Below are 13,904 nucleotides of genomic sequence, written 5' to 3' on the forward strand. Positions count from 1 at the left end.
GATGAAAGATTTCGTTGTTTTTTTTAGAGTATTTAAAAGTAATGCTCGTTGTTATTTCAATTTTTTGAAGCTAAGTGTATTCATTATTGCGTTGTGTCACGCATCTTTCGTTTCAGCTGATGATGACTTTTCACCTCAACAGTGTAGTAACCTCAAAAGGAAAGATGGCTTTTCTATTGCATTCACTGTCCCTGCCCCAACTCCGGTAACGATTACGTTTACATCAAATAACTCAGTGGTTGAGCTGTGGTCAAGTGTTAGTGGTAGTAATGCCAAGATAATCGACTCAGATGTAAATCCAGGAGAACGTGTTCTTCTAATTTACGATCCTACATCGGATAATGGCAAGCAAGGTAGACTCATTTACAAGCTTGATACTGGTTCAGGGTATATACAGCAACAACCACCAGTAGCTATGTCGATTAGTGGTGGGAATGGGACTTTACTGGTATCGGGCGATACCGTGGTCGTTGAATGTGCTGAAGGGGAAAAAGAGCCGGATCCTGTCCCCGACTTGAAAGATGTTAACTACGAGTTTGGTGTTATCGAGGGGTCCAATTGTACTGGTGGTTGTGATTTAGTATTTAAAAACCGATATTCCGACCCTATTGTATTTTTAATGTCTACGATTGATTCCGATAAAATTAACGCTAGTGCGCCAACAAAAGCAAGTGTAGGGAGTATTAGTTTAGATAGGAGACAAGCAACAATAATTAGTGAATCTCCACCCGGCACAGGAAATACCGACCGAATGTACCCTATTTATTATTTTGTTACTGAGCCCGGAAAACTTGAGTTTTTAGATAGTAATGGGGATGTCGTATATGGTCAAGCTGGTACAGTTAGCACTACTAAGTCTCAATGCAAGGGAAAAGCTTGTGGCGGTGGTAATGATTATTGGGAGACGGTTAATCTTAATTCAAGTATCCCGAGTATGATTGAGCCTGTCATAATGGCTCAAGTGCAAGGGAAAGATTCTGAATGGGCGACAACGGCAATTTCTGGGTTATCTAGCAATGGTTTCAAGTTAGCATTAGAGACAGGTCGGCAAGGGCATGCGACTATAGAGAAAAAAGTTGCTTATCTTGCTATTGATGCATTCTATGGTACAGACAAAGATGGGGCTACTAATCTGGTGTTCGATCAAGCGGGGGAGTTTAATCAAACAAATAATCCTGGTTATTCGAGTTCTATTGCATGGTCTTGTGATAAAAATGAAATTTCTCTAAATCACCCTCAACAATTCGAAAAGTTTGGTGTTATTGCGAACAAGCAAACTCGTAGTGGTGGGGATGGAGGTTGGCTTCGTTATTGTAAGCAGACTAATAATAAATTTACATTCGCGTTTGATGAGGATACTAGTAGCCTAGGTGATCGTAAGCATCGAGCGATGGAGCAGGTTGGCTATTTTGCTTTTGAAAATAAACAACTAGAGTTTGATGTGTGTGAATATTTTCCGACTTCTGTTCAAACCAATAGCTATTACCAAGATAAACCGCACGCAAGTAAAATATCTTTCTCTGGAGACCGAATAAAACTATTCTTAGACAGCAAGTACGATCTGTCTTTCAATGAAATAGCATCATCATCTTTATCTAGTGGCTGCGTTTATGGTGAAGGAGGAGTCGCTGAGGATTGTGGTTTTGATGCAACTCTAAGTTATAACGATCCTAGCTCTGGCTTTTATTACCCTCCAACATTACCTGACTTTAAGTATGGTAGTGCCGTTGCTGATTGTACTGCCCATGATTGTAATGGGATCGTAACTCCTGGACAGTTTGAACGCATCAAAATTTCAGGTGATAGAGGAGAACTAACACTCAGTCCAGGGGAATATTGGGTTAGGTCTTTAGTTCTTTCTGGAAATAGCGCAAAGATAAATATAAAGGGAAAGGTGGTTATCCACTATGAGAGTATAGATATCTCCAAGGATTTTATTCAAATAAATGCCAATGGGAATTATGAGAATCTTATTTTCGTAGGTCATCAGTCAGGAGGAGGGCGAACACCAGATTGGTTGATTAATAATCATGATATTACAGTTAATGCAAGTGTTTATATTGATTCAACTGGCTTTGGTTCCAATGGCGTTGTGTTACAAGGTACTAGGACAAATTTAACAGGTGCGCTTGCTGTACAACAGATCTTGGTGACTAACCATGATAATAATATATACGCTAAAGTTCTGGACGGTTGCACGACACCAGAACCTAGCGATTCGATAAAATATATAGTTATTGACCCTAATAACTACCATTTAACTTGCGATGATACTGCTCAAGTTTACGTAACACCTTATGATGATAACGATCAGCCAATGGATGATGTGGATGGAGAATCCGTATCAATAAGCGCACAGGGAGTCACTTTTAGTAATGGTTCATTTGACAGTCAGAACAAGCGATTTGTTTTTGATATCGATAGTCGAGATGGTAATCAATATGGCGCTATTCCTGTAACGGCTAATGTAGTTGGAACCGCGATTGAAGATACTAGCGACCTTATCTTTGTGCCACTAAAATTTGAGATCAATAACGAAGAGTATATCGAATTGATAGCGGGTCAACAGAAAGGTTCAATCCCGATTAAGGCACTGGCGTGTGATAGTACGGGCAAGCCTATTTCATTGGGCTACTCTGTCGATTTGGATGAGACGAATATCACTCAAACTCAATTCATCCCTAACTCGGGAGATAGCACACCTTTAGATCTTGATGTCTCAGTAACCAATGGTGAAGGGAGTATTAGTATTAAATTCGATGAATCTGGAATGTTTGAAGGTGATCTAAAGGCTCCTATTTCATGCGATGATTTCCCTAACGCAGAAGACTGTCCAGAGAACACAATCAAAGAAGTGGTTGGGAAGGTTAAGTTTAAAGCTAGACCTTGGAAAATTGCGATTTGTGATGTTAAAGAAACATCAGCGCCTTCTAATTTAAATCCTGCTTCGACGAGCAGAGATACTGGTTTTATGGCTTCAGGAGATGAGTTTTCGATAACTTATCGCCCTATCACGTATGCTGAAGTCAACATAGGTGCTGATGAATGCCAATTACCTATTACGACAAATTATGCTTTGGATAATGGGCCTTTACCGATTACTCGACAGGTTATTTATCCGGTTGGTAACGCTAATGCTGGGGATCTGGTCCTTTCCCAGGTTTCTCCATCATTTCTGCCGAGTGATTCTGGTGGCGTGAAAGAGTTCAATGATAACTCATGGAACGAAGTTGGAAGCTTTGAAGTTAAGACTTATGAAGTCAACGATGGAAGTAACACGGCTAATCCCACTTACTTGGGTATGACGTTAGACTCAGATTCTCAACTTATAGGGCGATTCTATCCTAAATATTTTTCTCTTTATGACCAAGCCTGGGTTGAGCCGAATTCACAAAGTTATATCTATATGAATCAAAATTTTGATTCAGTTAGCTTTGAAGTGGAAGCTCTTAACTCTAAGAAGCAGACTGTTATCAATTATGCCAACGTTAACTACAGCTCAAATTTACGTGCGAAATTCAATTTGATGGAGTCGGGTTTATATACAAGTCGCTTTGTGTCTCCTGACTTCGGGAATGGTTCTTGGACTGCACAAATAGGCAGTTTAGGAGAGTTTTCTCACTCGCCGAAAAATAATAGTATATGTGGTGATAATTCGAGTCTCTGTTGGATAAAACAGAGTGCAGCGAACAATTATGAAGATGGACCTTTTAATTTCAACGGAAGTCTTGTTGATAATGTATTAACAACGCCTACAGATATTTCTATTGTCGCAGGTGTTGGTAATGTTGATCCGGTAGAATTCGTTGAAGGTGGTCAAAAGTTAACAATACAACCCGATATTCGCTTTGGTCGAATAGATTTAGATGATGTTGGTGGTAATTCCGGGACAGCAATTACTATTCCATTAAGAACTGAATACTGGAATGGTAGCCGTTTTGTTGTAAATGACGTTGATAGCACAACAAATGTTGCTGCTTCTTCGAGCGCTAGCTATGTAATTTGGTCAGAAGGCGGCAGTGTCACCACGACAGTAACACTCGCTAATGGCGGCCAAGTTTCTGATGGGGAGTCTAGAGACTTGACTGCTTCTCAAAACCCTGGCGTAAATACCCGTGAACAAGTGCAGTTGTGGCAAAGTATGGATGATACGCCATGGCTCAGATACGATTGGGGTAGCGATAAAGTCTCGGATGTGAATGGAGAGCAGGATCCATCCACCGTTGTCACATTCGGCATCTACCGCGGTAACGATCGAGTGATCTATCGAGGTGAAAGTGGTTTAACAGGTCAGTAAAAATATAATTTTTGCCCCTTAAGTTAGGAATCTGTAAGAAATTGCGGGTTTCAGTCCATGTTTATACTTCAATGCCTTGCCGTGACAGCAAGGCATTGGTACATTTAGTGCAATTTTTGTCTTCTAATTCTTGCAGGATGAGCGAAGAATATGTTTAAAAAACTTCGTGGCATGTTTTCAAACGACCTATCGATTGATTTAGGTACAGCCAATACCCTTATATATGTAAAAGGCCAAGGCATTGTTCTTGATGAGCCTTCCGTTGTCGCTATTCGCCAAGATCGTACGGGGTCAGCAAAGAGTGTAGCTGCTGTTGGTCACGCTGCTAAGCAAATGCTTGGTCGTACGCCTGGTAACATTTCAGCGATCCGTCCAATGAAAGACGGTGTAATTGCTGACTTTTACGTAACCGAAAAAATGCTTCAGCACTTTATTAAGCAAGTGCATGACAACAGTGTGCTTAAACCAAGCCCTCGTGTTTTGGTTTGTGTACCTTGTGGTTCAACTCAGGTTGAGCGTCGTGCTATCCGTGAATCAGCGCTAGGTGCTGGTGCTCGTGAGGTTTACCTAATCGATGAGCCTATGGCTGCTGCGATTGGTGCTGGCCTACGTGTATCTGAGCCAACAGGTTCAATGGTTGTTGATATCGGTGGTGGTACGACTGAAGTTGCGGTTATCTCACTAAACGGTGTGGTTTACTCGTCTTCTGTACGTATCGGTGGTGACCGTTTTGATGAAGCGATCATCAACTACGTTCGTCGTAACTACGGCAGCTTGATCGGTGAAGCGACAGCAGAGAAGATTAAACACGAAATCGGTTCAGCTTACCCTGGCGATGAAGTCGATGAGATCGAAGTACGTGGTCGTAACCTTGCTGAAGGTGTACCTCGTAGCTTTAGCCTGAACTCAAACGAAATTCTTGAAGCACTTCAAGAGCCGCTATCTGGCATCGTATCTGCAGTGATGGTTGCACTAGAACAGTGTCCGCCAGAGCTTGCTTCTGATATCTCAGAAAACGGTATGGTACTGACAGGTGGTGGTGCACTGCTTAAAGACCTTGATCGTCTGCTTACTGAAGAAACGGGTATCCCTGTTGTTGTGGCAGAAGAGCCATTAACGTGTGTTGCTCTAGGTGGCGGTAAAGCCCTAGAGATGATCGACATGCACGGCGGCGACCTGTTCAGCGAAGAATAATATCTAGTGTTAGGCTCTTTTCTTATCTAGTTTTATGTAAAGAGCCTAGGACCTTGTCTATAGGATCAAATGTAGCTCTAGGACCAAATATAGAATGAAGCCAATTTTTGGTAGAGGTCCCTCTCTACAATTGCGCCTGTTTTTTGCTGTAATTTTATCAGCCAGCCTTATGCTGGCTGATAGTCGTTTAGATGCTTTCTCAAATGTCCGCTATCTATTGAACAGCATGGTTGCACCTATTCAATATGCAGCCAACTTACCTCGTACTATGTTCGATGGTGTCTACGATCGTTTTAGTACTCGTAAAGGCCTTATCGAATCCAACCATAATATTAAACGAGAAGTCTTGCGTCTGAAGAGCGAGCTGATTCTGCTTGAGCAATACCAAGAAGAAAACAAGCGCCTCCGTAAGCTGTTAGGATCTCCATTTATCCGTGATGAAAAGAAAGTCGTCACTGAAGTTATGGCGGTAGACACTTCACCATATCGTCATCAAGTTGTGATCGACAAAGGTCAGATTGATGGGGTGTATGAAGGTCAACCGGTGATCAACGAAAAAGGCATTGTCGGCCAAGTGACTTTTGTTGCTGCTCACAATAGTCGTGTCCTGTTACTGACTGACGCAAACAATGCGATTCCCGTACAAGTTATTCGCAACGATATTCGAGTGATCGCTTCGGGCAATGGCATGATTGATGAGATCCAGCTAGAGCACATTCCAACCAGTACCGATATACAAGAAGAAGATCTATTGGTGACATCTGGACTCGGTGGAGTATATCCAGAAGGTTATCCAGTTGCCTACGTTACTGCCGTTGATTACGACCCGAAACGTGAGTTTGCCGTTATCAAAGCGGAGCCTGTGGTTGAGTTCGATAAGCTCAGATACTTGCTGCTAGTATGGCCTGATGAAAACAAACAGATGCAAGCGGATCAATCCAGCATAGAACAAGCATTGTTAGAGGGCGAAGATGGCCAATAGCGTTTTAAGAAGCAAGGTAGTCATTGGCTGCTCATTTTTAGTAGCCCTTATTCTGCAAACGATTCCTTGGCCTGGTAGTTTGGATCTATTTAGACCATCTTGGCTGCTACTGGTTACCTGTTACTGGGTTTTGGCTCTACCTCACCGTGTTAACGTGGGTAGCGCTTTGATTCTTGGCTTATTGTGGGATCTATTAATAGGCTCGACGTTAGGTATTAGAGGCATGATGATGGCAATCGTTATGTACATTATTGCGATGAATTTCCTAGTCATTCGTAACATGGCGCTATGGCAACAAGCGATGATTATTGCTGCGTTAACGGTATTGTTTGAGGTGTTGATCTTCTTTGGTGAATATTTGATCCAAGATGTCGTTTTCAATCCATTATCGTTATGGAGCGCATTGATAAACTGTATACTTTGGCCTTGGATGTTTCTATTAATGAGACGCGTACGTCGTCATTGGCATGTAAGGTAGAGTGACAATGGAAAAGAAGCATTTAGTTTTGGCATCCGGTTCACCACGCCGCAAAGAACTGCTATCTCAACTTGGTTATGAGTTTTCTGTCCTTGTAACTGATGTTGAAGAGTGTAAACACGCCCAAGAAACCGCCGAAGAGTACGTTAAGCGACTATCTTTAGATAAAGCCTTAGCTGCGTTGTCTTTATTGAAAGATAACCCTTCTGAAAAGCAGCATGTCGTTCCTAGTTCTGATAATGTAGTTTCTAGTGTTGATAATGTAGCGGTTGGCTCTGGCATCGTAGCTCTTGACTCTGATGCTATTTCTCTTGATTCTGAAACAGTCGTTCTTGGTTCTGACACAGTCGTCGTAAGCCAAGGGCAAGTGCTCGAGAAACCTACCGATTTTGCCGACTCTAAGCGCATGCTTACTCAGTTAGCAAACGAGCGTCACCAAGTGATGACGGCGGTTTCTGTGGTTTCAGAAGAAAAACAAAGAACAGAAATCATTATTACCGACGTATGGTTTAAACCCCTCAGTGAACAAGAAATAAAACAATATTGGCAAACAGGGGAGCCATGCGATAAAGCCGGTAGCTATGGGATTCAAGGTTTGGGTGGGCGCTTTGTTACCCGAATCGAAGGTAGTTATTACGCCGTTGTCGGCTTGCCTTTATATGAAACGGACCAGCTACTGCAAGAATTCTTATAATTACTAATCTGAGGTGCACCATGAGTGCTGAATTGTTGCTGAACGTGACCCCGAGTGAAACTCGCGTGGCCATGATTGAAGGGGGGGCTCTTCAAGAGATCCATGTCGAACGAGATGCTCGACGCGGTATCGTAGGAAATATTTACAAAGGACGTGTAAGCCGTGTTCTTCCGGGAATGCAGGCGGCTTTTGTGGATATAGGCCTTGAGAAAGCAGCTTTTCTACACGCCTCTGATATTGTTCCACACACTGAATGTGTTGCTGAAAACGAAAAGAAGCAATTTCAGGTTCGTGACATCTCTGAGCTTGTTCGCCAAGGACAAGACATTGTGGTTCAAGTCGTCAAAGATCCTCTTGGTACCAAAGGTGCCCGCTTAACGACTGATATTACTTTACCGTCTCGTTATTTGGTCTTTATGCCGGGCGCAAGCCATGTTGGCGTATCTCAACGTATCGACAGTGAGTCTGAACGTAACCGCCTTAAAAAAGTGGTGTCTCGTTACTGTGACGAACACGGTGGCTTTATTATCCGTACTGCAGCTGAAGGCGCAGACTCGAATGAGTTGGCACAAGATGCGGCATTCTTGAAGCGATTATGGCTCAAAGTGTTAGAGCGCCGTGGTAAACATAAAGCTCGTACTCGTCTATACGGTGAACTTTGCCTAAGCCAGCGTATCTTACGTGACTTTGTGGGTACTGAGTTGAGCCGAATCCAGGTCGATTCGCGTTTAGAATATGAAAACCTAAAAGAATTTACTTCTGAGTACGTGCCAGAGCTGACTGAAAAGCTTGAGTTGTATGAAGGCGACAAGCCTATCTTTGATATGTACGATACCGAGAACGAAGTTCAACGCTCTTTGGATCGTAAAGTCGAATTGAAGTCTGGTGGGTATCTGATTATCGACCAAACGGAAGCGATGACGACCGTCGACATCAACACCGGTGCCTTTGTCGGTCGTCGTAATCTAGAAGAGACGATTTTCAACACCAACGTAGAAGCGACGCAAGCCATTGCTCGTCAGCTGCGTTTGCGTAACTTAGGTGGCATCATCATTATCGACTTTATCGATATGCTGTCTGAGGAACATCGTAAGCGAGTACTAACTTCTTTAGAGGCGGCACTAGACAAAGATCGTGTGAAAACCAATATCAATGGCTTCACACAGCTTGGCTTGGTTGAGATGACGCGTAAACGTACTCGTGAAAGTATTGAGCATATTCTGTGTTCGAGTTGTCCTGCCTGTGAAGGGCGTGGCAGTGTGAAGACAGTTGAAACCGTTTGTTATGAAATCCTTCGAGAGATCACACGAGTGAATCGTGCGTATGACGCTGATAAGTTTGTGGTCTATGCGGCAGCTGCCGTTGCCGAGGCGCTAGAGGGCGATGAGTCACATGCGCTTGCGGAGCTTGAGGTGTTTATTGGTAAACAAGTTAAAATCCAAGCTGAGCCTCTGTACATACAAGAGCAGTTTGATGTTGTTATGATGTAATGGATATTTTGTGAGTTCAAGCGTTACTCTGATTCTTCGTGCATGTCTATGGTTAGTGGTTACTCTCTTAGTAACGCTAGCCATTGCTGTTACTACACTGCGTGTAGCCTTACCCAATTTAAATAAGTATCAATCTGAAATTGAGCTTTGGGTAAACCAACATTCCGGTTTTGAGTTTTCTATTCAAGATGTGGGCGGTTTTTGGCGCAACACTCACCCTTCTATTGCTCTACAAGGCGTTAAAGCCAGCCTCCCAAATGCAGAAGATGTGACCTTCTCTGTTGAGCGTGTTGAAGTCGAGTTTGACTTGATTCAATCGCTCGTTCAGATGCGTCCAGTTGTGGCCGATCTGGTCATGAATCAAATGTATCTTGATATTCGCTCAATTGATCTGTTTGCTGGAAACGGTACAGACGAACCTAAAGATCCCGGTTCTTCGAAGCGTGTGATGAAAGAGCTGGATAATTTACTATTGAAAACTTTGGTGGATGTGACCGCTAAAGACTCTTCACTTCTCTATCGCTCAGTCTCGGGCGAAGATCGTCAGCTCGATATCGACATTTTAAAATGGCAAAACACAGATAAACATCACCTTGCTGAAGGGGTTGTTAGCATTAAAGACGCCAATCTTAACTCGTTGTCAGTAAGTGCTAACTTTATCGATGGTGGCTCATTAACCGATGTAACCGGTGAGTTCTATGTGAGTGCAGATAACATCTCGGTTAAACCATGGCTAACCCGTTACATGCAGGCTGAGTCTGGTGTTGAAACAGGTACAGTGAGTTTGAATAGCTGGCTGACCTTGAGAAACAGCAAACCAGTGAGTGCGTATGTTGAGGTGTTACCTTCTGAATTGACTTGGAACGAAGATGGCCAACATGATCTGATGCTTGAGTCAGGGGTGTTTAAGTTGTCTCCAATTGATGATGGATGGCAAGTGAATGGTCACTCACTTAATCTTAGAACGGATGATAGGCCTTGGCCTGAGTTAGATGTTGCCTTCAAGTGGAATAGCGGCCCTTGGGAGCTCAATGTTTCTGAACTCGATGTAGAAACTATTACCCCGTTAATCAAGTTGCTGCCTGATTCTGCGCAATCAACCAAAATGATCAATTCGTTGAAGCCTGGTGGCTCCGTTTCTGATATTCGGGTCTCAATGGATTCTGGCATCGAAAGCTTACGTTATTCAGCGAATTTTTCTGATCTCGCCATTGAGCAATGGGAGTTGGTTCCGGGCTTTAGCCAAGTTTCAGGCAGTGTGTTTGGCTCTGCATCTGAAGCGAAAGCCAGTCTGCATGTGATTGATGATGTGTTTCCTTATGGTGATGTCTTTCAAGCGCCTTTGAATATCAAACAAGGTCAAGTTGATATTGTTTGGCAGCAAGATGAAAACGGTTGGAAGCTTTGGTCAGATAAAATCACAGCAGCCACGCCAGATTTACAAGTCCTAGGCGCATTTCGCTTGGACTTTCCAAAGGATGCTAGCCCATTCTTATCGTTCTACGGCGAAGCTGATGCTTACAATGTCGGCGAGACATGGCGTTACTTACCTACATTGGCACTTGGACAAGATCTTACCGACTACCTTTCTACTGCGATTCAAGCGGGTAAAGCGGATACCGTAAAACTGTTGTGGCATGGCGATTTGTCTCAGTATCCATACACCAACCACGATGGTATTTTCCAAGTTTGGGTTGGCTTAGAGGACGCTAAGTTCAGTTTTGATACTGCCTGGCCATTGATTACCGATCTTCAACTTGATCTGTTGTTTGAAAATGATGCGATGCATCTGGATTCTCGCTCCGCTCAACTGATGGATGTGACAGCCGACCGAATCACAGGACGCATTCCTTATTTAGGGGAAGGCGGCCATATTGAAATTGAAGCTAAAGCGACGGCGTCAGGTAATGCGGTTCGTGATTACATGACGGCTTCACCATTGGTTGATTCTGTGGGTGCCGCCCTAACGGCGCTGCAAGTGAGTGGTGATGTATCGTCTGAATTCCAACTTAATATTCCTTTTGATTCCGAAAAAGAGCCAAGAGCGTGGGGTTATGCTGATCTCAAAGATAACCATGTAGAGATTGAAGCGCCGCCAATGGTGCTTGAAAACACCACTGGGCGCATTGAATTTGATAATGATGTGATTACGGCCAACGGTCTCGCTGCCGATTTATTAAAGCAAGGTATTTCCGTTGACTTTAAAGGGCTCAATGATGGGCCTGGATATGCCGTTGATATCGATGTATTGGGCGATTGGGACGTTAAGCCTCTAGAGCCTTATGTTGGTGAGCAGTGGTTGAGCGGCTTGTCAGGTCATGCGCAATGGCAAAGCCAGATCGATATTCAACTTAATGACATCGGGTTTACTTACCAATTAGATTTACAGTCAGATCTTAAATACTTGGCGAGTGATTACCCGTATCCATTGGCGAAAAAATCACTAGAAAGTGGTTCTGCAAGGCTTCAAGCCTCGGGCAACCAAGAGTCGATTACCGCGCGTCTGCAACTGCCGAATACTAAATACCAAGCTGAGATTGATATTACCGGCGATGTTCCTGAGTTAACGGCGACCAACTTAGTGCTGGGTCGTGGTGGCTATAAAATTAGCCCTGTCGTTGGGCATCATGCGTTGATTCGTACGGATAAATTCAATGCTGATGATTGGTTATCAGTGGTGATGGAGCCAGTGCAACCGTCAGATGCAATACTTAGCCAGATGAATACGCCAACCATTCCAGCGCCAAGCCGTATTACCTTTGAGAGTAAAGAGCTGATCTTAGGCGGTATTTCTTGGAATGATGTCGATTTTAGTGCCCGAAAGAACAAACAAGCGTGGCAAATGGAAGTGTCTAGCCAAGAGATCGAAGGAGATATTAATTATCTGCCTCCTTACGACTTAACCGTTTCTCTGGATCGCCTGCATCTGTTTGTTCCTGAATGGAGCGATAAGAAAAACCAAGAGCAACTACTGCAACGTAAAGAACAAGAAGCACCATTGATCTCTAAGCTAGATAGAGAGATCTATGATGCGATGCCTAACCTGAAGTTAACGCTGAACGATTTTTGGTTACAAGGCTATAAGGTCGGTACTGTCGATGTTGAGTTGACTAGACAAGACGATCGGCTTGAATGGAACAAGATTCAAGTTCGTAGCGGGAGCAATAAAGCCGATGTGAGTGGCTGGTGGGCACTGAATGGTGACAAGAGTCATTCATCGCTAACCGTTGATATTGAAGGTGAAAACAATAGCGAGCTCATGGAGCGTTTCGGCATTACATCCGGAATTCAAAAAGCGCCATTCGAGTTAGAAGGCCAACTGAATTGGGATGGTTCGCCTTGGGGGATCAAAATGGATACCCTTGATGGCAACGTTAAAACCAAGTTTGGTAAAGGTATCATCTCGGATGTCAGTGGCGCGGCTCGATTGTTGGGGTTGTTTAGCTTAGATTCGATTATCCGTAAGATGCAGCTCGATTTCTCGGATGTATTTGATAAAGGCATGGCATTCAATAGCATCACAGGAACCGGCAAGATTCAAAATGGTATCTTCCTGACGAACGATCTGAACATGGATGCGGTCGCAGGTGAGATGAAAATCAAAGGAATCGCTAACCTCAACACGCGCTTGGTCGATGCTGAGGTGAACTTTACCCCTGATATTACCTCGGGTATTCCAGTATTAACGGCCTTTGCGGTAACGCCTCAAACGGCGTTGTATGTATTGGCGGTGACTACGGTTATATCGCCGGTGGTTGAAGTCTTTACTCAAGTGAATTACTCGGTAAAAGGCCCATTGGATTCACCTACGGTAAGTGAGCTTTCTCGTAGTTCTGGCGAGTTCCAGCTACCCGAAAAATTGAGAAAATTAGCTGAGTAGTTGATAACAAGCCCGTCGGTTAATATACGGTCAAATGCCGATTTCTGAATCATAATGAATAGAGGAGCGAGACACATGGATAGTGTTGGGTTGATTCAAATGACATCTGGCCCTAACCCTGAATTGAACCTTGCTTACCTTGCTCAAGAAGTAGCAAAGTGCAAAGCGTTGGGGGCTAAGTGGGTTGTGTGTCCTGAAAACGCGTTAGTTTTTGGCAGTAAAGCCGACTATCACCAGTATGCTGAGCCTCTAAATGATGGCCCACTACAAAAGAAATTATTTGAGTTAGCCAAGCTTCACCGAATGTGGATCGTTGTCGGTAGTATGCCGATAAGCACAGCTGAAGGCGTGACCACTACAACCCTAGTGATTGATGACTTTGGATGCCTAGTTGCTCATTACGATAAGCTACACATGTTTGATGTGGATGTCGCCGATGCGCACAAGTGCTATCGAGAGTCGGATATTTTCACGCCGGGTGAGCGAGTTGTGACGACGGAAACGCCTTTTGGTCGCTTAGGTTTGAGTATTTGTTATGATGTGCGCTTTCCTCACTTGTATTCAGAGTTACGCAAGCAAGGTGCACAAATCATAGTGGTACCAGCAGCGTTTACTGCGGTAACGGGTCAAGCGCATTGGGAAGCATTATTAAGATGCCGCGCGATCGAAACACAATCGTGGATTGTCGCGGTGGGGCAAGGGGGAAAACACCTTTGTCAAAGAGAAACATGGGGACACTCAATGGTGGTTGATCCATGGGGACGAGTGGTCGCACAGCTAGACCAAGATCCTAAAAGTATGGTGGTTGAGATAGACACATCCAGTTGCGAATCAATCAGGCAAAATATGCCAATCGCGCAACACACTCGATTTACCAATCAATTTTAAT

At 43.8% G+C, this 13,904-nt stretch carries 8 protein-coding genes; all 8 read left to right on the forward strand.

Features of this window, described 5'->3' with window-relative positions:
* Nucleotide 1 precedes the first annotated feature (1 nt).
* The 8 genes from AACT19_RS05290 to AACT19_RS05325 all read left to right on the forward strand — a co-directional run bounded on the left by AACT19_RS05290 (nt 2) and on the right by AACT19_RS05325 (nt 13,903).
* Complete coding sequence (locus AACT19_RS05290) at nt 2-4,297, forward strand: DUF6701 domain-containing protein (RefSeq protein ID WP_083717868.1); 4,296 nt, start codon at nt 2-4, stop codon at nt 4,295-4,297.
* A 150-nt stretch (nt 4,298-4,447) separates the two neighbouring features.
* A complete protein-coding gene (locus tag AACT19_RS05295; protein ID WP_004735928.1) occupies nt 4,448-5,491 on the forward strand; it encodes a rod shape-determining protein in 1,044 nt (347 codons plus the stop codon).
* A 94-nt stretch (nt 5,492-5,585) separates the two neighbouring features.
* The gene (gene mreC / locus AACT19_RS05300; protein WP_004735927.1) at nt 5,586-6,473 is read left to right on the forward strand and encodes a rod shape-determining protein MreC; all 888 of its coding nucleotides are present in this window, start codon (nt 5,586-5,588) and stop codon (nt 6,471-6,473) included.
* Complete coding sequence (gene mreD / locus AACT19_RS05305; RefSeq protein WP_004735926.1) at nt 6,463-6,951, forward strand: rod shape-determining protein MreD; 489 nt, start codon at nt 6,463-6,465, stop codon at nt 6,949-6,951. The genes mreC and mreD overlap by 11 nt, the downstream gene beginning before the upstream one ends.
* 7 nt (nt 6,952-6,958) lie before the next feature.
* Nucleotides 6,959-7,645, forward strand: coding sequence for a Maf family protein (locus tag AACT19_RS05310; RefSeq protein WP_076645634.1), 687 nt, complete (start codon nt 6,959-6,961; stop codon nt 7,643-7,645).
* Nucleotides 7,646-7,665: 20 nt separating this feature from the next.
* Complete coding sequence (rng, locus tag AACT19_RS05315; RefSeq protein ID WP_004735923.1) at nt 7,666-9,135, forward strand: ribonuclease G; 1,470 nt, start codon at nt 7,666-7,668, stop codon at nt 9,133-9,135.
* Nucleotides 9,136-9,145: 10 nt separating this feature from the next.
* Nucleotides 9,146-13,015 (forward strand): YhdP family protein, encoded by a 3,870-nt coding sequence (locus AACT19_RS05320; RefSeq protein WP_076645636.1) that lies wholly within the window; start codon nt 9,146-9,148, stop codon nt 13,013-13,015.
* Between the two features lie 75 nt (nt 13,016-13,090).
* Nucleotides 13,091-13,903, forward strand: coding sequence for a carbon-nitrogen hydrolase family protein (locus AACT19_RS05325; protein WP_076645638.1), 813 nt, complete (start codon nt 13,091-13,093; stop codon nt 13,901-13,903).
* Nucleotide 13,904 lies beyond the last annotated feature (1 nt).

Origin of the sequence: Vibrio sp. 10N.222.47.A9 (assembly GCF_963872585.1) — a bacterium.
Lineage (GTDB): Bacteria > Pseudomonadota > Gammaproteobacteria > Enterobacterales > Vibrionaceae > Vibrio > Vibrio splendidus.